A 19,122-nucleotide genomic window follows, 5' to 3' on the forward strand; every position below is an offset into this window, starting at 1 on the left:
CTAAGAGCGGTGCCGGGGAACGCGAGAGGCCCGGTGCTCGGGGCGTCGGCGCGCATCGCGAGCGGGGGACATCAGAACCGGCCTCCTCCGCGCCGCCCGCCGCGTCCGCCGCCCGAACGCCCGAAGCTGCCGCCGCCGGATCGCGTCGACCGGCCGCCGCCCCAGCTGCCGCCGCTGCGGCCGCTGCTGCTGCGTCCCCCGCCGCTCCAGGAGCTGCCGCCCCAGCCGCTGCTGCGACCGCCGCTGCTGCGGCCGCCGCTGTTGAGGCTGCTGCTGATGAGGCCGCCGAGGATTCCCCCGACGATGCTCTCGGTCATGCCGCCGCCGCGGCGCCCCCCGCCCGCGCCGCCGCCGAGCATCGTGCCCCAGTCGGCGGACGAGACGTCGGAGCGCGCGAGCTCGGACGCCTGCGCGGCGAGCTGCAGCGCGCGCTGGGCGCGGGGGAGCGCCTGGGCGGGATCCGCCGCTCCCAGCGCCTCCGCTCGCGAGAGCTCGGCACCGGCCTCGGCGAGGCGCGTGCGCGCCTGAGCGCCCACGGCGCCGCGGCGGGCGGCGATGTACTCCTCGGCCGCCGTCAGATGGCTGCGTGCCTGCAGGAGGGTCTGCGCGAGCATGTGCTGGGTGCGCTCGGCGTTGCCGACGACCTGGTCGAGCTGCGCGTTCGCCTGCTCGAGCGACGCGAGCAGCACGCGCGGGCGGCGCGCCGTTCCCGAGAGGTTCTCGCGTGCCTGGGCGACGGCGCGCTCGGCCGCGGAGACCACCCCGGCGACCTCCGGCGACGCCGGCAGCGCACGCGCGCGCACCAGGTCCCGCTCGAGGTCGGCGAGCAGCTCGTTGGCCTGACGCTCGGCGTCCGCGAGCGTCGCCGCGAGATCCGTCACCGCCTGCTCGAGCAGCGCCGCCTGCGCGGTCGCCTGCTCGGCGGCGCGGATCGCGACGGCCGCCTCACCGGACTGTCCCGTCGCCACCAGCTCCTGTGCGCGCGCGAGCTGCTCGTCGGCGAACTCGAGCCGCGTCCGCGCCTGCGCGGGATTGTCGGCGACCGTGTCGAGCGCGGCCGGTGCATACCGGTCCGCCAGCTCGGCCAGGGCTGCCCCGGCGCGCTCCGCCGTCCCCTCCGCCGCGCCGCGGCGCTGCTGCGCGGCGACGAGCGCGGCGGAGGCGTCCTGCTCGATGCGCCGCAGCTCATCGAACGCCGCGTGCTTGCGCTCGAGGGTCTCCGAGGCCGACTCGCACAGCCGCACGATCTCGGCGTTCCACGCGCGGATCTCCTCCTCGGTGTCCTTCTCGTGGTCGTCGAGCTTCTGCTTCAGCTCGAACGCCTGCGCGAGCTCGGCCTTGGCGGTCTGGAGGGCCTGCTCGAACTCGCTCGTCGCGTCCGCGCCGAACTGCGCGACCGCGAAGCCGAGCTCTTGCTCGCTCGCGCGCACGGCGTCGTCCGTCGCGACCAGAGCGGAGGACGCCCGGCGCGCGAGCTCCTCGGTGGGCACCTGCGGCTCGCTGGTGCCCTTCGCGGCCGGCGCGCGCGAACGGCGGCGGGCGACCACGATCCAGACCGCGACGACGGCGAGCACCGCGACGACGAGCAGCACGATCGTCCAGCCGGCCGAACCGGCGCCGCCCCCTCCGGGTTCACCGGTGCCGGGCGCTGCCACGGCCTCGAACCCCGCCGCGGCGGCGTCGATCGCGCCGGCCCAGTCCTCGGCGCGCAGGTGGGGTTCGAGCGACTGCTCGATCTCGCCCACCTGTGCGTCGCTCACGGGACCCGCCGAGGAGGAGGAGAGGAAATACGTCCGCCCCTCGGTCGCGACGGCGAGCAGGTACTGGTCGTCGGCCAGTCCGTTGCGGATGGCCGTCTCGTCGGCCCACTCGTTCGCCGCCTCGGGATTGGTGAAGCGGTCGACGAACACGACCCACAGGTCGTGGCCCGTCTCGGCGCTGAGACGATCCAGCCGCTCCTGCGCCGCCTCCTCTTCCGCGGGCGTGAGGGCGTCGACCGCGTCGTGCACGAAGCCGGGCCGCAGCTCCACCGGATCCTCCGCGAACGCCGGCGCTGTGCCCGCCAGCACCGCACTGGCGGCCATCGTGACGGCCGCCACCAGGGCGACGATCCGGCGCCCGCCCGCGCCTGCTCGCGCTCGCATCGTCTCTCCCTCCGCGGGCCGTCCGGCTCCGTGACCGATCCTATGCAGATCGCGGCATGCGCGCACAGGCCGTCGCCCGCGTCCCACTTGGGGTCGGTATTGCGGGCGCATACCGGCACGAAGTGGGACATCCTGGGGCAGGAAGTGGGACACGGGCGGGCGGCGCCGGCGACGCGCCGCGAGCCGAGCGCGGCCGGTCGGGGACAGGTTCTAGGCTGGGCGGTCGCGCCGGCGTGCGCGGAGGGGAGAGGGCGATGGACGACCGCTACGGGAGCGACGTGCTGGCCGCCGGATGGCGCGAGCGCGGGGCGAAGAAGGTCGCGCGCGTCCCCGCCGAGATCGACCTCGTCGTCGAAGTCGCCGGTGACGGGTTCTGCGGCGCCGTCACACGCCGCGAGGGGCAGCACGTCGAACTGGAGGACGGCAAGGGCAGGCGCCGGGTGTTCCCGCTCGGCAAGGGCTTCCTGATCGACGGCGAGCCGGTCGAACTCGTCGCTCCCGCCGCACAACCGGCCGGCCGGCGGCGCACGGCGTCCGGGTCGTTCGCCGTGGCCGATCAGCCGGCGCGGGTCGCGCTGCCGAGCCGGATCCTCGTCGAGGGGCGCCACGACGCCGAGCTCGTCGAACGCGTCTGGGGCGACGACCTGCGCGCCGAGGGCGTGGCGGTCGAATACCTGGAGGGCATCGACCTGCTCGACGAGCTGCTGCGGACCGAGCCGCCCAGCGCCACGCGGCGCTACGGCGTGCTCGTCGACCACCTGGTTCCCGGATCCAAGGAGTCGCGGGTGGCCGAGAGCGTCGCACGCGGGCCGCATGGGCGCCACGTGCGCATCGTCGGCCATCCGTTCGTCGACGTGTGGCAGTGCGTGCGCCCGCAGGCGCTCGGGATCGCGCGATGGCCCGAGGTGCCGCGCGGCACCGACTGGAAGACCGGCATCTGCCGCGGACTCGACTGGCCCGCGGACAGCCATGCCGACATCGCGCGCGCCTGGAAGCGCATCCTGGGGAGCGTGACGTCCTTCCGCGACCTGGAACCCGCGCTGCTCGGCCGCGTGGAGGAGCTGATCGACTTCGTGACGGTGCCCCAGGACTGACGTCCCGCGGGCGCATGGGGAGTTCTCCTCCTGCCGCTCCGTCCGGCGGCGTGCCTATCGTGTGCGCAGAGCCGCGAGGGGACGAACCGGCGAGGGGGAGACGGTGGCGATCACGGTTCCGGGGGAGCTGGACTTCGTGCTCGACATGCTCGGCTACGAGTGGCCGAACGTGGACGAGGACGCCGTGCGGGAGGCCGCGGCGCTCGTGCGCGAGCTGCGCGACGACCTGCAGCGCACGCTCGACGCGATGGACGCGCGCATCGCGGGCGAGTTGTCGGCCGGGTTCCAATCGAGGGCCGCGCTGGCCTACCTGGAGGCCTGGACCGAGAACCGCACGCAGAACATGGACGCGCTGCTGGGCGCCCTGCCCGGGGTCGCCGACGGCATCGAGCTGATCGCGGACGCCGTCGTCGCCCTCAAGACCAAGGTCGTCGCCGAGCTCGCCATCACCGCCGCGCAGCTGGCCGCGGCAGCGGCGACGGCCGTCGCGACCGCGGGCGTCAGCGTCGCGGCGAACGCCGCGATCATCGTGGCGCGCAAGAAGGCGCTGGACGTCGTGACCGAGCTGGCCGTGGCCGAGGTGGTGGCGCAAGCGTTGGGGGCGGTGGTCGAGCCGCTCGCCGGGACGATCGCGGACCTCGCGGACGCGATCGTCGACGCCCCGCTCGTGTCCGGCGGCGCGGACGTGCCGGCCGTCGACGTGGACTTCGCCGTGATGGACGCGATCGCCGACGCGATGGACGAGTGCGGCGCTGAGCAGCGCGCCATCGGCATCGCGTTCGCCTCCCGGGTCTCCGCCCTGCCGATCTTCGCCTCATAGGGAGCAGCCGTGTCCAGCCTCAGCCGTGCGTTGAAGGACGTGTTCGACGACCTGCCGCTGCACCTGCGTCGCGTCGCGGACCGGTTCGAGGCGCGCATGGCGCGCACGAGCGCCGACCTGCGCGACAAGCGTCGCGCCTACCAGGAGACCGACACCGAGCTGGGCGACGCGGTCGACGCGCCGCGGCCGAACCGCACGGCGGCCGGCGCCGTCGACGCGGACGCGGCGTCTGTGCGCACCGAGGCCGAGGTCCGCGTCGACGCGTCCAGAGACGCCGCACCCGACGCTGCACCCGACCTCGGCCGCGACGCTGCACCCGACCTCGCACCCGATCTCGGCCCCGACACGGCGCCTGACGGGCCGGTGCAGGAGCTCGACGTCGGCACCTACCGCGAACTGCGTAACCGGGAGGTCGTGGGCGACGGCCTGCAGCACGATCACATTCCGTCGTCGGCCGCCATCATCCGCGCCAAGGAGATCGAGCTCGGCCGCGAGCTCACGCGCGACGAGATCCGGGATCTGCACAACGACGCGATCGCGGTCGAGCTGCGTGACGAGCTGCACGCGCAGAGCCGCACCTTCCGCGGGCGCAACACGCAGGAGCAGATCGACCTCGACGCCCGGGATCTGCCCGCGGCGGCCGAGCGCGACTACGCCGTGCTGCGCGAGAACCTGATCGACACGGGCGACTACGACATCGAGACCATCGACGACGTCATTGACAGACTGCGCGAACGGAATGGGAGGCTAGGAAGATGACGCGACTCGCGGGCGACATCACCACGTTCCTCGACGCGCTCGGCACGCCCGAGGACAGCGCGCCCTTCGCGGCGGCCGTCGCGCTCGTCGGCACCGAGCTCGAGGTCGACGAGCAGCCGTACGGCGTGCACACGGCGCGGTACCTGATCTCCGAGGCCGGCGGAGTCGAGTTCCTCGTGAAGGAGGGCGTGCTGTCGTCGGTGTTCGTCTTCCTCGCGGGGGACCGCTCCCACGCCCCGTACCCGAGGCCCGATGCGCTGATCGAGGGCGTGGCGCCCGGATCCCCGCGCTCCGAGATCGCTGCCGTGCTCGGTGAACCGGTGCGCTCGCAGCCCGCGTACGACCTGTTCGCCGCCTCGGGGCGCTTCGTGCACGCCGAGTTCCGGGACGACGCGCTCGTCAAGGTGACGGCGATGCTGCGCGACCCGGCGGCGCGCTAGCCGTGCGGCACGGCAGCGAAGGAGACGGATCCATGTCCGACGACGTCACGCAGGCCGGGGCGGCGGGCCACGCATCCGCGGACCCCGCACCGCGGCGACCGGCGACCGCGCCGATCGCCGGCGAGATCTCCGTCTTCCTGGACGCCCTCGGCACACGCGAGGGCTCGCTCGAGGTCCTGAACGTCATCGGGCTCGTCGGGCCCCGCTACGAGCGGCACCGCACCGAGCGGGGCGGCGTCGAATGGCAGTACCTCGTGTTCGGTCCGAACGGCGCCGACCTCCAGTTCCGGGAGGGCGTGCTGGTCGGCGCGCTCCTGTGGATCGCCGCCCCGGACGGCGGGGGCTCCTACCCGCGGCCCGAGGCGCTGTTCGAGGGGCTCCCGCTGCCCGCCTCGCGCGGCGAGGTCGTGGCCGCGCTCGGCGCGCCGACGCAGGCGGAGGTCGCGCACGCGCTCTACCGGCTGGACGATCGCTACCTCGACGTCGAGTTCGCCGACGACCGCGTCGTCTCCCTCAGCGTCATGCTGCGCGGCGTCGGGCCCGCGTGAGCCCGCCGCCCGCTGTGCGGCTGGGTGGGCGGCTGGCTGTGCGGCCCGGCGAGCGGCTCGGCGAGCTCGGAGGGGGCGGCGAATACCCTGGGACAATGCCCCCCGCGCACGCCGAGCCCGATCCCCACGCGCCCGACCCGCACGCGCCGGCACCGACGGAGCCCGAGTCCCGCGGCCCCGACGGATCCGAGCGCCGCTTCCGCGATCAGCCGGTGTCGTTCGTGCGTCGGAGCGGCCGCATGTCCGAGGCGCAGGAGCGAGCCTGGACCGACCTCGCGCCGTTCTACGTGCTCGACGTGCCGCGCGACATCGCCTCGACCTCCGTCCACCCGGCTGCCCGCCTGATCCCGGCGGAGGTCTACGGCCGCACCGCGCCGCTCGTCGTCGAGGTGGGTTCCGGACAGGGGCACGCGATCGTCTCCGCCGCGCAGGCGCGGCCCGACCACGACTTCCTCGCGGTCGAGGTGTTCCGCGCGGGCCTGGCGCGCACGATGCTCGACGCCGAACGCGCCGGTGTGCGCAACCTCCGGCTCGTCGAGGCGAACGCCCCCGAGGTGCTCGAGACCCTGCTGCCCGAAGGGGCCGCCGACGAGGTGTGGGTGTTCTTCCCCGACCCGTGGCACAAGAAGCGCCACACGAAGCGCCGCCTCGTGCGACCGGGGTTCGGCGCCACGGGGGCGCGTGCCCTGCGGGACGGGGGAGCGCTGCGGCTGGCGACCGACTGGGAGGACTACGCGCTGCAGATGCGCGAGGTGCTCGACGAAGCGCCGGAGTTCGACCGCGCCTTCGCGGGCGAATGGGCGCCGCGTTTCGACGGTCGCGTGATGACCGCGTTCGAGCGCAAGGGGCTCGCGAAGGGACGCGACATCCGCGACCTCGCGTACCGGCGGATCGGTCGGGGCTGACCGTGGCCGCCCGGGGAACGCACGCGCCGGCACCCGCCGCGCGCAGCCTCGATCCGCTCGTGCTCGTCGCGGGCCTGCTGGTGTGCCTCGCCGCGCCAGCCTTCTTCGTCGTGGAGATCGGATGGCTCGGGGCGGCCCTGCTGGCCGCGGGCCTCGCCGTGGGGGCGATCTCCGACCGCCGGCGACGCGTGTCGGAGCCGCTGGGGGCGGGCGCGCGTCGCCCCGGTCTGCTGCGCGACCTGTCGCTGATCGCGATCGGCATGGGCATCGTGAGCGTCATGTCCCTCGAGGCGAAGCTCGACGACGCCGCCATGCTGCGGTTCACCGTCGTGCTCGGCGGCGCCGTCGCCGTGCCGTACCTGATCTCGCGGTTCGTCTATCGCGATCACGCGATCCGTTTCCCCTGGCGCGGCGGCGGGCGCTGGACGCGCCTGCAGTGGGCCTGGCTCTTGGCGGTGGTCGCGCTCGGGTGGCTGATCCTGCCCTTCTACTTCATCACGAGCGGCGTCTACCGCAACTGGCCGGTCGTCGACACGGCCGATCTGATGGCGCGGCTGTTCGTCGGCGTCGGCGCGGTCGGGATCTGGGACGAGCTGTTCTTCATCTGCACGGTGTTCGTGCTGCTGCGGCGTCACCTGCCGGATGCGGCCGCGAACTGCTTGCAGGCGATCGTGTTCGTGTCGTTCCTGTGGGAGCTCGGATATCGCGAGTGGGGGCCGCTCCTCACCATCCCGTTCGCCCTGCTCCAGGGCGTGATCTTCCTGCGCACGCGCTCGCTCGCCTACGTCGTGACCGTTCACCTGCTGTTCGACGCCGTCGTGTTCCTCGTGCTGGTCCACGCGCATAATCCCGGTATGCTGGACCTCCTGTTCCTGGTCTGACAGTGGGAATCCGGCCGGCCGCCGCGGGAGGCGCGCCGCGCCCGTGGACCTTGTCGCCATCCGTTCACTTATCGTTCGCGGTTCAGACGCCTGCGCGGCGCCCATTGGATCCCTCCGCCCTGCCATCCTGATCTCGCTTCTTCGCCCGAGTGAAGCGAGAACGGAACCTCCCCCATGCAACGGCACTCTGTGTCGCCGCCTCCGCCTGCGCCTGCGCGCTTGGAGGAGGCGCTGAACGAGCTCGGCATCGCCCCGGGCGATGCGCCCGAGGGCGCCCCCGCACGTCCCGGCGACGACGCGCGAGCGTCCGACGGGCTTCCCCCCGGCGGGAGCGGCGACGGCGGGAGCGGCGACGGCGGCACGCCCGCGGCGCCGCAGCCCGCTCGTCGCAGCCTCAAGGCGCGCTCGTCGCTCACGGACTCGGTCTTCCGCAGGCTCGCGTACGCCGCCGGCGGGATCACCGTCGCGATCATGCTCGCGGTCGGGCTGTTCCTGTCGCTGCGTGCCGGATCCGCGCTCCAGGTCGCCGGTATCGACTTCCTGTTCGAACAGGAGTGGATGCCCGAGGCCGGCAGGTTCGGTGTGGCGGCGGTGCTCTTCGGCACCGTCAGCATCGCGCTGATCGCGCTGGTCGTGTCCGTGCCCCTCGCGTTCGGGACATCGCTGCTGCTGTCGGAGGTGCTGCGGGGCAAGGTGCGCTCGTTCCTGATCTCGCTCGTCGACCTCATGGCCGCGGTGCCCAGCATCGTGTTCGGCCTGTGGGGCTTCTACTTCCTGCAGGGCGCGATGATCCCGGTGGGCCAGTGGATCTCGATCAACTTCGGCTGGATCCCCGTCTTCGCCGTCACCGACGCGGACGGCGCGCAGCTCACCACCGCGAGCGCCTTCACGTCCAGCGCCTTCATCGCCGGGATCGTCGTGGGCCTGATGGTGGTGCCGATCCAGACGTCGGTCATGCGCGAGGCGTTCTCTCAGACCCCCGACGGCGAGCGCGAGGGCGCCCTCGCGCTCGGCGCGACGCGCTGGGGCATGATCCGAGCGGCGGTGCTGCCCTTCGGACGCGGCGGCGTGATCGGCGGGACGATGCTCGGCCTCGGTCGCGCGCTGGGCGAGACCATCGCGGTGTACATGATCATCTCGCCGATCTTCACGATCAACTGGCAGGTGCTCAAGACCGGCACGAACTCGGTGTCGGCGCTGGTCGCCCTGCGGTACGGAGAGTCGAGCGAGTTCGGTCTGTCCGCGCTCATGGCCGCCGGGCTGGTCCTGTTCCTCATGACCCTCGTCGTGAACTTCACCGCTTCCTCCATCGTCGCCCGTTCGCGCTCGGGAGCAGAGAGCACATGAGCACCGTCGTAGACCCTCCGGTCGCCTCTCCGCCGAACGAGACGGCACCCCGCTCCGGACCGGTCCGTCCTGCGACGGTTCTGCCGCAGCGCACGGCACCGATCGCGCCCCGGCGCAACCTCCGCGGATCCACGCGCGAGGAGGTCTTCAACGTCGTCGGCGCGGTCGTGGGCGGCTGTGCGATCGCCTTCCTCCTGTTCGGGTGGCTTGCGCCCCTGACCGGCATCATCGGGTGGTTCGTCGTCGCGTTCCTCGCGTTCCTCGGCCTGTACGTGCTCCTCGCCCGCACGGGCAACGACCGCGAGCACGTCGTCGACCGGGTCGTGACGGTGCTGCTGTACAGCGCCGGCACACTCCTGTTCGGATCGCTCCTGTTCATCGTGGTGTTCACGCTGGTGAGCGGCTGGCCGGCCCTGCGACACCTCAATCTCTTCACCCAGACGATGGAGGTCGCGGGACCTCTCGATCCGCTGCACGTGGGAGGCGTCCTCCACGCGATCGTGGGAACGCTCATCCAGATCGGCATCGCGCTGGCGATCACGGTTCCCCTCGGGATCGGCACGGCCATCTATCTCAACGAGGTCGGGGGACGCTTCGCCCGCTTCGTGCGCACCATCTCGGACGCCATGACCGCGTTGCCGTCGATCGTCGCCGGCCTCTTCGTCTACGCGGCCGTGATCCAGCTCGTCACCCTCGAACGCAACGGCTTCGCGGCCGCCCTGGCCATCGCGGTCATGATGCTGCCCATCATCATCCGCGCTGCGGACGTCGTGCTCCGCCTCGTGCCGCACAACCTGCGCGAGGCCTCGTACGGCCTCGGCGCCGGACGCTGGAAGACGGTGTGGCACGTGGTGCTGCCGACGGCGCGGCCCGGGCTGGTGACGTCGGTGATTCTCGGCACCGCGCGCGGCATCGGCGAGACCAGCCCGGTGCTGCTCACGTCGGGGATCACCGCCGTGCTCAACCTCAACCCGTTCCAGGACCCGATGATCTCGCTGCCGCTCCAGATCTTCGCGCTCGTCGGCTCGCCCGAGCCGAACATGATCGCGCGCGGATTCGGGACCGCGGCGGTGCTCCTCCTGCTGGTCCTCGGACTGTTCGTGCTTGCCCGCGTGCTGGGCGGGCGCAAGCCCGGCGAGCTGTCGGAAGCGGAGCGGCGCCGGGTGCGCCGACGCTCCATGGAGGACCTGCAGCGCATGACGAGCGGACGCGAAGGAGGCAACCGATGACGCGGAAGGCGATCCGAGCACGGCGCTGGCGCGCCATCGCCGGTGCGCTGGCCATGGCGAGCCTCGCCCTGGGCACCCTCGTGGCGCCCGGCGCGGCGTCGTCGGCGCAGGCGGGAGCGCCCTCGTACACGCGCATCAACGGGTCGGGCTCGACCTGGTCCGAGAACGCCATGACGCAGTGGCGGCGCAACGTCCAGAGCAACTACGGCATGACGGTCGACTTCAGCGGCAACGGATCCTCGAGTGGCCGCAAGGACTTCATCGGGGGAGGCATGGACTTCGCCGTCAGCGAGATCCCCTTCCAGACGGTGCCGGAGCTGCCCGGCGCGGAAGCCGAGCGCCCGACGCGCCCGTACGCCTACATGCCGATCGTCGCAGGCGGCACCGCGTTCATGTACCACCTCCGGGTGGGCGGGAAGCTGGTGACGAACCTGCGCCTCTCGGGTGAGAACATCACGAAGATCTTCACGGGCGTCATCACCCGCTGGAACGACCCCGCGCTGCAGGCCGACAACCCGGGCATCGCCCTCCCGGACCGGGAGATCATCCCCGTGGTGCGTTCGGACGGCTCCGGCACGAGCGCGCAGTTCACGCTGTGGATGTCGAAGCAGTACCCGCAGCTGTGGAACGACTTCTGCGTCAGGGCGGGCCGGCTGTCGGCCGGCCAGTCGTGCGGTATGACGTCGCAATACCCCATCTACGGCAACGCCAAGGCGCAGGGGCGGTCGGACGGCGTCTCGGGCTACGTCCGGCAGAACCATGGTGAGGGCGCGATCACGTATGTCGAGTACTCGTACGCCGTCAAGGCCGGTTTTCCGGTCGCGAAGGTGCTCAACAGCGCGGGGTACTACGTCGAGCCGACGGCATCGGCCGTCGCGGTCGCCCTGTTGCAGGCGCGCATCAACGAGGATCCCGGCTCGCCGGACTATCTGACGCAGATCCTCGACGGGGTCTACGGAAACGGCGACCCGCGCAGCTACCCGCTGTCCAGCTACTCCTACATGATCGTGCCGACCACGGTCAGCGGCACGTTCAGCGAGGCGAAGGGCCAAACGCTCGGCGCGTTCACGCGGTACGTGCTGTGCGAGGGGCAGCAGCAGGCGGACGACCTCGGGTACTCGCCCTTGCCCATGAACCTCGTGATGGCGGGCTCGAAGCAGATCGAGCGCATCCCCGGTGCCGGCGAAGTGGGCATCAATATCGACCGCTGCAACAATCCGACGTTCCGTCCGGGGGACTCACCCTCGAACAACCGCCTCGCCGCCGAGGCGCCGATGCCGCCCAACTGCGACCGGCAGGGGCCGCAGCAGTGCACGGTCGGCACCGGGGGTGCCGGTGGCGGTCCCGGTCGCGGTGCTGCCGGCCCCGGTGGCGGCGCCGGTGGCTCCGGTGACGGTGCCGGAGGCGGCGAGAACACGGCCGGTGGCGGTGGCGGCGCCGGCGGCGCGGGTCAGGCCGGCGCGGGGGGTTCCGGCGGCGGCGCGGCCGGTGGGGGCGCGGTCCAGTACGACCCCGACGGCAACCCGATCACGGCGGACGGCGCCCTCGGGGCCGACGGCGTTCCCCTCGCGGTCGGCAACGCCCAGCGATTCGATCCCGCCGGCGCGCCGATGCTGCAGGGCGTCCTGTTGGCCGGGATCGTCGGGCTCATCGTGCTGGCCGCCGTGGCGCCTCCGCTGGTCATGCGACGCTCACACCGACTCCGCGGGGGGTCGCAGTCATGACCGATGCGGCCGGCTCGCTCACATCCGCTCATCCGCTGGAGAAGACCATGACTCGCACGCACCGTCCCCGAGGGCGCGCGCTCGCGATGAGCGTCGCGGTCGGCGTCGTGGCCGGCGCCGTGTTCCAGGCGCTGGCGGTCGGCCCGACTTCGCCGGCTGCGGCGGCGACCGGGTCGTCCGTCACGATCTCGGCGCGCGACTACGACCCGAACTGGCAGGAGTCCCCCTTCCCGGACCTCGAGGTGACGATCTCGCAGACGGCTGATCTCGTCAGTCAGGGCATCCAGGTCAGCTGGCGCGGTGCCGCCCGCTCCGAGAAGAGCTCGCAGTACTCGGCCGGGCGCAACTTCCTCCAGGTGTTCCAGTGCTGGGGAACGGACCCTGAGAACCCGTCGCGGCCGGACCGCACGACCTGTCAGGCCGGCTCGTTCTCGGCGAACGGGCAGGGGAGGGGATCGGTCCTTCCCAGTGTTGATGACGTGGCCCCCGAGGACCGGCCGTTCGCGGTCCCGGGCTCCGGATTCGTCAACCCGACCCAGGTGATCGTGCCGTTCCGCGCCGCGGATGCGCAGCAGACCGTCATCTCCCGCGTGGAGGCCGACCCGGAGGATTGGACCAGGAATCGTCTGATCCCGGGTGTCGACGTCGACAGCAACCAGTTCTTCACGCGGACGACCACGAACGAGGTCGTCTGGGCGGGCTCCGGCGCAGACGGGACAGGTGCCGTGAACTTCGAGGTGCAGCGGGGCGACCTCGCCCCTGGCCTCGGCGGCGGCGCTGTGATCCAGAACCCCGATGGCAGCGTGAGCGGGCGCCCCGGCTGGATCGTGATCGTCCCCCGCGGGGCCTCCGACGTCGGCACGCCCGACCATGTCACGAAGTCGCCCCTGCTGTGGCAGAACTGGCGCCATCACGTCGCCGTGCCGCTCGACTTCAAGCCGCTCGAGCAGCGTTGCGCGATCGGTGCGGCCGAGCGCCGGGTGGTCGGCAGCGAGCTCACGGTGATGGCCCTCTCGTCGTGGCAGCCTGCGCTGTGCTCTCGCGAAGGCGGCGCGATCTACAGCACCCTGATCACCAACGAGGCGGACGCGCTGGTGCAGGCCAACGAGGGCCGCGGACCGCTCGCCTTCGCCTCCCGGCCGCTCGAGTCGGACGAACTGGATCGGCTCGCATACGCGCCGGTCGCGCTCACGGGCGTGTCCATTGCGTTCGCGGTCGACGGCGACCCGGCGGAGGACGCGCCCGCGGTGGCCAAGGCACGGGCTCAGCTCCCCTTCACCTCGCTGCGGCTGACGCCGCGGCTGCTCGCGAAGCTGCTCACCTCCTCCTACAAGAGCAGCCTGCCCTCGGGAGCGGATCTCAGCCACCTCGGCAATAACCCGTACAACATCGTGAGGGACCCCGAGTTCCTCGCGATCAACGGTCCGGAGTGGCAGGGGCAGCTCCTGAACGCCGCGTCGCTGTCCGACGTGCTGGTCGCGTCCGACCGCTCCGACAGCGCGTGGGCGGTGTGGTCGTACATCCTCGCCGACGCCGAGGCACGGAGTTTCCTGGCCGGTGAACCCGACGAGTACGGGATGAAGGTCAACCCGTACGCGTCGACCGACCCCGCGATCAATCCGACCGGTTATGCCTTCGAAGTGCCGCGACTCGACTTCCCGCGGCCGGATCCCGTCACCCATCAGGCGGCGGGCGAGGGCGTGCTCGACGCCGTCGCGTGGCGCCCGTACATCGCGGATCTGGACAACGGCGCCTACCGTGTGCTCCGCGGCGATGCCGGCGTTCCGCAGTGGAACCCCGGGGCCGCGCCGCCGCGCTTCGACATCACGCCGCGGACCCTGCCGGGCTTCCACCAGGTGCTCGGCATGACCCACACGGCGGCGGCCCAGAAGTACCAGGTGCGCCAGGCCGCGCTGCGCAACCCGGCGGGCGAGTTCGTCGCGCCCTCCGACGCATCCCTGCTCGCCGCCGCGGCGGCCATGCAGCGCCACCCCGATCAGCCGCAGGTCCTCTACTTCGAGCCCAACTCGGCCGCCGCGAAGGCGGCACGCACGGCGTATCCGCTGGCTCTGCCGGTGTACGCCGCGATTACGCCTCTCGCCGCGGATGCGGCGGCGCGGGCCGACTACGCCGCTCTGATCCGGTATGCGGTGCAGGCCGGACAGGTGAGCGGCACCAGCGACGGTCAGCTTCCGGCGGGCTACGCGCCGCTGCCGGAGGGCTGGCGGAACCTCGCGCTTGCCGCGGCTGACCGGATCGAGACGGGGCGGCTGTACGATCCCACCGACCCTGCGGGCGGCGGATCCGGCGGGGGGAGTGTCGGCGGCGGCTCGGGAAGCCCCGCGGCGGGCGGTGCCGGAATCGCCGGTGCCAGCGGGGGCGGTGCCGCGGCGGGCACCGCCGCGCCGGGCGCTGCCCCCACCGGCACGGACCCCTCCGGCATCGGGGCCCCCGCGGGCGCGCTCGCCGGTGCGGCCACACCGGACGACCCGGAGACCGCGGCGGCGGTGACGCTGCTTCCCGGCAGCGTCGTCGGCAGCGTCGCGGGCGCCGTGGCGTTCGCCCTTCTCTCGCGTCGGAGGGCGATGTGGCCCTCCTGACGCCCTCAATCGTGAAAGGCGGGACGCCGTCTGCGGCGACGTCCCGCCCCACGCGGTGCCGACCGCGGCTACGGCCGGCGCCGATCGACGAGCCACGCGGGCCCGCCCGTGAGTCTCGGCCCCCATCCCCCGTCAACTCCCAAGAGAGGGAACTTCAGCAATGAAACTCACCAAGAAGGGTATCGCGCTCGGCGCGGCCCTCGGCCTCGTCGCGACGCTCGCGGTCGGTGCGCCCGCGCACGCCGAGCCGGTCTCGCAGAGCTACGTCATCGCGGGCTCCGACACGCTGCAGGAGTCGGTCAACGCGCTGACGAACGGCACGACCATCTCCGGCGCGAACGTCCGCGTCCTCGCCGGCGGCCGCACGCTCGGCAACTTCGACGCGTTCGGCTCCGAGGGCATCCAGACGAAGTCGGGCGGTCCGGTCTTCGCCCGTCCCGGTGGTTCGGGCGCCGGTGTCAACGCGCTGCGCGCCTCGATCGACGGCACGACGCCGTTCAGCCAGAACACGTCGCCGAGCATCCCGGCCAAGACCATCGCCGGTCAGGTCGACATCGCCCGCTCGTCGAGCGCCCCGGCCGCGAACGTCATCCACCCCGATGGCAAGCTCGCGTGGATCCCGTTCGGCCGCGACGCCGTGGCGTACGCCTACAAGGGCGACCCCCGCCTGGGCAGCCTCACGACGGCGCAGCTGCGTCAGATCTACGAGGCGAACGGCTCGAAGGTCAACATCAACGGTGTCGAGGTGACCGCGCTCATCCCGCAGAGCGCGTCCGGCACGCGTTCGTTCTTCCTCTCGTCGATCGGCGTCGGCACGGTCGGCAACACGGTCGTGACGGAGAACAACACGATCCCCGAGAACAACGGCTCCGTGCTCGCCGGCTACAACAACGTCATCGTGCCGTTCTCGGCTGCGGCGTGGATCGCCCAGAAGAACGGCGCCGCCGGCGTCAACACGATCGCGAGCGATGTCCACCTCGGCAGCCCGAACGGCGTCTCGCCGACCACCGGCACCACGACGCTTGCCGCGAGCAGCGCCTTCTACAACTCGTCGTTCGGTCGCAACACCTACCTGATCGCCGAGTACGCGCGCATCAACCCGGCCGACCCGCGTTACGACGCCGACCTGGCTGCGGTCCTCAACCCGGCGGTGCCGCAGAGCCTGACCAACTTCGGCACGTTCATCTCCACCGCCGGCGCCGTGAAGTCGCGCTTCGGCTTCCTCGCCCCGAGCGACACCTCCATCATCCGCACGCACGTCGACGGCTAAGACCCCTAGGAGACGACTGCAATGTCCATCAAGAAGATCGCCCAGCGCGCCGCCATCGCGGTGGCCGCCGCCGGCCTGGTGATCGCGGGCTTCGCGGCCCCCGCTCACGCGGCCGAGACCACGACCCCGGGCTTCCGTGGTGGGTTCTGGCCCGCCGATGCCGGCGACGGCATCCTCCAGGAGTTCGGCAAGGTTTACGGCTGGACCGAGGCCACCATCGCGCTCGCGAAGCCGGAGAACTCGACCGGGAACCAGGATATGGCGGACGAGCGGTTCACGTTCTCGCACCCCGACACCACCCAGGCGTTCACCTTCATCGCCCCGCGCGGCAAGGAGCACCTCTGGAACGAGTGGAACGCCTTCGAGCCGATCGGCCTCCGCGGCCCCGGCGCCCCGGGCATCTGGCTGCCGACCATCAACTTCGGCGCCATGTCGACCCCGGGCAACGGCAGCCCCGCCGGCAACGGCGGCGTCCGTGCCGCCGGCGGCGAGTACAGCGTCGGCATCGCGTTCACGAAGTTCAACGGCATCCACGTCTCGCCCGACGGCATGTTCTTCCAGCACATCATCGTCGAGCCGGGCAGCGGCGACTGGCGCTTCGACCCGGTCCAGCCCCCCGCGGGCCACGTCTGGGGTCAGGCGTACGGCGAGTGGGACCCGACGCTGCGTAACGGCGCCGGTGGTTGGAAGGCGCCGACGGCCGCGCCGGAGGGCGGCAGCTTCACCTCGAACGTCGAGGCGGATGTGGTCGAGGACGTCACGACGCCCCCGACGGGCAAGTTCGAGCTGAGTGCGCCCGCCAACGCGACGGCTCGCATCGGCGACGCGAAGATCGTCGACGGCCAGTCGGTCTCGACCGGCAAGCTCGGCCAGTTCTCGGTGACGGACGACCGCGTCGAGCTCAAGGGCTGGGAGCTGACCACGGCGGTCGAGGACTTCAAAAAGGCCGGCAGCGAGGACATCCTCAAGAGCGCCCTCGGCGTGAAGCCGGTCCTGGTGACCCCGGTCGCCGGCGTCACGGCGGGTGCCGAGCAGGTGGCCGGCTCGGCTATCTACCCGTCGACGTTCGCGGAGGCTGCCGCCGGCGCCGCGCGCGGCAAGGCGACGTTCGACGCCGACCTGACGTTCAAGGCCCCCAAGGGTGCGGACGCGGGTACGTACACGTCGAAGCTCACGATGACGCTGGTCTCCAAGTAAGCAGCACAGCGGGATCGGCCCGTATCGGGCGCCCGCGGGCATACGGCACCCGGCCGTATGCCCGCGGGAACCCGCTTCCCGGCCATCCGCAGCACCCCCGTCCGTACGCCGCAGCCGCGGCCGCATCCCGAATGCGATCCCGAATCGTGAACGCACCCTCCCTCACCCCATCCCGCGCCGCCCGGCCCCTCGTCGTCGCCGTCGCGGCCGCGCTGCTCGCGCTCGTCCTGACGCTCGGCGGCGCGCTCACCGCGCGCGCCGACGACACGATCGGCGTCTCGGGCGCCCCCGCAACCGACACCGGCGATGCGGACGGCCGCACGCGCTTCAGCTACGAGCTCGACCCGGGGCAGCAGGTCAACGACTTCTATCTCGTCTCGAACACGGGGACCACGGCCCAGGAGTTCACGATCCTGGCGACCGACGCCTACAACGACAACGAGGGCAACTACGGCCTGCTCGCGACCGAGGAGGATCCGTCCGAGATCGGCACGTGGGTGCGCTTCGAGGGCGATACGGGCCGGCTGCGGTTCACTCTCGAGCCCGGCGAGAGCCGGCTGGTCCCGTTCACCGTCACCGTTCCGGCGGACGCCCGCCCGGGAGACCACGCGGGCGGCATCGGGGCGTCGGTCGTGACGCCCGAGGGCCAGGTCCTGGTCGACCGGCGCATCGCCTCCCGGATGTATGTGCGCGTCTCCGGTGAGCTGCAGCCGCTCCTGGCCGTCAGCAGCCTCGAGGCGTCGCACTCGACGAGCTGGAACCCCTTCGCCGGGGACGTCACGATCACCTACACGATCCAGAACACGGGCAACGTCGCCCTCGCCGCGCGCTCGGTCGCGGACGTGCGCACCTGGTTCGGCATCCACCTCGGCGGCGACGACGGCTACGTGCGGGAGGAGCTCGCGGAGCTGCTGCCGGGCAACGCGCGCACGGTCGAGGTCACCGTGCCGGGCATCGGCGCCTGGGGCCTGCTCCAGCCGGCGGTCGCGATCCAGCCCTTCGCCGAGGGCGAGATGTCGGAGCCGGTCAACGCACCGCAGAGCTTCCGCGACACCACGATCATCGCCGTGCCGTGGCTGCTGCTCGCGGTGCTGCTCGTCGCGGCGGCGGCGTGGCTCGTGATCCGCCAGCGGCGGAAGAGCGACGAGAAGCGTGCCGCGGCCTGGATGCAGCACATGGAGGCCGAGGCGCGACGCAAGGCCCTGGAAGAGCCGGAGCAGACGCTCGTCGCGTCTCAGGGAGGGAACGACCGTGCCTGACACCACCATCGTCCGTCAGTCCATCCGCGATGCCGCGGGTGCCCGGTTCCGGCGCCGGTTGCGCCGGGGCCTGCTCGGGGCTGCAGCGGCGGGCATCGCGACCGCGATGCTCCTCGCGACACCCGCGACGGCGCTCGTGCCCGACCTGCCCGGACCGACGATCCAGGTCGAGGTCGTGCAGACATCTGGCGGGGGCGGCGCCGGAGGCGGCGGCGGTGGCGGCCAGGACCCGGCGGGCGGCGGTGGCGCACCTGCCCCCGCCGGTCCCGCCCAGACGCCGTCGGGCAGCGGCACGTGGCCCGCGGGCGGCGGCACGTCCGACCCCGCGCCCGGAGCGCAGACCCCGCAGGACGACTCTCCCGAGCCCGCGGCAGCGGACGGCACGTTCTATGTCGGCGCGCTGCAGAGCGAGGTGCGTCCCTCCCTGTGGTGGGACGGCGGAGAGGTGACGGTTCGGCTGCCCGTGCGCAATCTCTCGCCCGAGCGCTTCGACGGCCGCGTCGAGTTCGTCCTGACGACGTTCTTCGGCATGGAGATCGGACGCCAGTCGGTCGCGGTGCGCCAGCTCGAGCCGGGCATCGCCGAGGAGGCGCGCGCGTCGTTCGCGTCGCCCGGGCCGTGGACGTTCTACTCCGCGTCGGCGACGTTCGTGCCCCCGGAGAAGATCGGGGACGCGGCGACGGAGGAGGTCGCCCGCGAGGCGTTCGTGCTCGTCCCGCCCATCGCGCTGCTCGTGACGCTCGGCCTCATCGTCGCCGCCGTGTTCGGGTTCCGCTTCCTCCGCGAGCGCGCGGTGGCCGCCACCCCGGTGCCCGGGGCCGCGGCATGACCGCCCTGGCCGATCCGCCCGCGGTCGCCCCACCTCCCGCGCCTCCCGCGCCTCCCGCGCTCCCGGAGGAGCGGCC

At 72.5% G+C, this 19,122-nt stretch carries 16 protein-coding genes; 15 read left to right on the forward strand and 1 reads right to left on the reverse strand.

Annotation, left to right across the window (positions count from 1 at the left end; translation table 11 throughout):
* Positions 1-71: 71 nt before the first annotated feature.
* Positions 72-2,144, reverse strand: coding sequence for a TPM domain-containing protein (locus IEX37_RS12480; RefSeq protein WP_188756605.1), 2,073 nt, complete (start codon positions 2,142-2,144; stop codon positions 72-74).
* 254 nt (positions 2,145-2,398) lie between these two features.
* Between IEX37_RS12480 and IEX37_RS12485 the strand changes: the two genes are divergently transcribed.
* From IEX37_RS12485 to IEX37_RS12555, 15 genes are all read left to right on the forward strand, one after another.
* Entirely contained in the window at positions 2,399-3,238 is an 840-nt protein-coding gene (locus IEX37_RS12485; protein ID WP_188756606.1) for a DUF3097 domain-containing protein, read from the forward strand.
* A 103-nt stretch (positions 3,239-3,341) separates the two neighbouring features.
* The gene (locus IEX37_RS12490; protein ID WP_188756607.1) at positions 3,342-4,058 is read left to right on the forward strand and encodes a WXG100 family type VII secretion target; all 717 of its coding nucleotides are present in this window, start codon (positions 3,342-3,344) and stop codon (positions 4,056-4,058) included.
* A 9-nt stretch (positions 4,059-4,067) separates the two neighbouring features.
* Complete coding sequence (locus IEX37_RS12495; RefSeq protein ID WP_188756608.1) at positions 4,068-4,817, forward strand: hypothetical protein; 750 nt, start codon at positions 4,068-4,070, stop codon at positions 4,815-4,817.
* A complete protein-coding gene (locus IEX37_RS12500) occupies positions 4,814-5,257 on the forward strand; it encodes a DUF6392 family protein (protein ID WP_188756609.1) in 444 nt (147 codons plus the stop codon). The genes IEX37_RS12495 and IEX37_RS12500 overlap by 4 nt, the downstream gene beginning before the upstream one ends.
* Positions 5,258-5,289: 32 nt before the next feature.
* Positions 5,290-5,805: a hypothetical protein gene (locus tag IEX37_RS12505; protein ID WP_188756610.1), complete on the forward strand. Its 516-nt coding sequence runs from the start codon at positions 5,290-5,292 to the stop codon at positions 5,803-5,805.
* A 95-nt stretch (positions 5,806-5,900) separates the two neighbouring features.
* The gene (gene trmB, locus IEX37_RS12510) at positions 5,901-6,710 is read left to right on the forward strand and encodes a tRNA (guanosine(46)-N7)-methyltransferase TrmB (protein ID WP_188756611.1); all 810 of its coding nucleotides are present in this window, start codon (positions 5,901-5,903) and stop codon (positions 6,708-6,710) included.
* Positions 6,711-6,712: 2 nt separating this feature from the next.
* Positions 6,713-7,591: a CPBP family intramembrane glutamic endopeptidase gene (locus IEX37_RS12515; protein ID WP_373286267.1), complete on the forward strand. Its 879-nt coding sequence runs from the start codon at positions 6,713-6,715 to the stop codon at positions 7,589-7,591.
* Between the two features lie 219 nt (positions 7,592-7,810).
* Positions 7,811-8,938 carry a phosphate ABC transporter permease subunit PstC gene (gene pstC, locus IEX37_RS12520; RefSeq protein ID WP_229663250.1) on the forward strand — a complete coding sequence of 376 codons (1,128 nt, stop codon included), beginning with the start codon at positions 7,811-7,813 and terminating at the stop codon, positions 8,936-8,938.
* Positions 8,935-10,167 (forward strand): phosphate ABC transporter permease PstA, encoded by a 1,233-nt coding sequence (pstA, locus tag IEX37_RS12525; protein ID WP_188756613.1) that lies wholly within the window; start codon positions 8,935-8,937, stop codon positions 10,165-10,167. The genes pstC and pstA overlap by 4 nt, the downstream gene beginning before the upstream one ends.
* Positions 10,164-11,891 (forward strand): phosphate ABC transporter substrate-binding protein PstS, encoded by a 1,728-nt coding sequence (gene pstS, locus IEX37_RS12530; RefSeq protein WP_229663251.1) that lies wholly within the window; start codon positions 10,164-10,166, stop codon positions 11,889-11,891. The genes pstA and pstS overlap by 4 nt, the downstream gene beginning before the upstream one ends.
* Positions 11,888-14,491 (forward strand): hypothetical protein, encoded by a 2,604-nt coding sequence (locus IEX37_RS12535; protein WP_188756614.1) that lies wholly within the window; start codon positions 11,888-11,890, stop codon positions 14,489-14,491. Before pstS ends, IEX37_RS12535 begins: the two co-directional genes overlap by 4 nt.
* 160 nt (positions 14,492-14,651) lie before the next feature.
* Entirely contained in the window at positions 14,652-15,761 is a 1,110-nt protein-coding gene (locus tag IEX37_RS12540) for a type 2 periplasmic-binding domain-containing protein (protein WP_188756615.1), read from the forward strand.
* A gap of 21 nt (positions 15,762-15,782) precedes the next feature.
* Positions 15,783-16,958, forward strand: coding sequence for a hypothetical protein (locus IEX37_RS12545; RefSeq protein WP_188756616.1), 1,176 nt, complete (start codon positions 15,783-15,785; stop codon positions 16,956-16,958).
* Between the two features lie 146 nt (positions 16,959-17,104).
* Positions 17,105-18,217, forward strand: coding sequence for a DUF916 domain-containing protein (locus tag IEX37_RS12550; RefSeq protein WP_188756617.1), 1,113 nt, complete (start codon positions 17,105-17,107; stop codon positions 18,215-18,217).
* On the forward strand, positions 18,210-19,046 hold the full coding sequence (locus tag IEX37_RS12555; RefSeq protein WP_188756618.1) for a hypothetical protein: 837 nt from the start codon (positions 18,210-18,212) through the stop codon (positions 19,044-19,046). Before IEX37_RS12550 ends, IEX37_RS12555 begins: the two co-directional genes overlap by 8 nt.
* Positions 19,047-19,122 lie beyond the last annotated feature (76 nt).

Source organism: Microbacterium album (assembly GCF_014643695.1).
GTDB classification, from domain to species: Bacteria; Actinomycetota; Actinomycetes; order Actinomycetales; family Microbacteriaceae; genus Microbacterium; species Microbacterium album.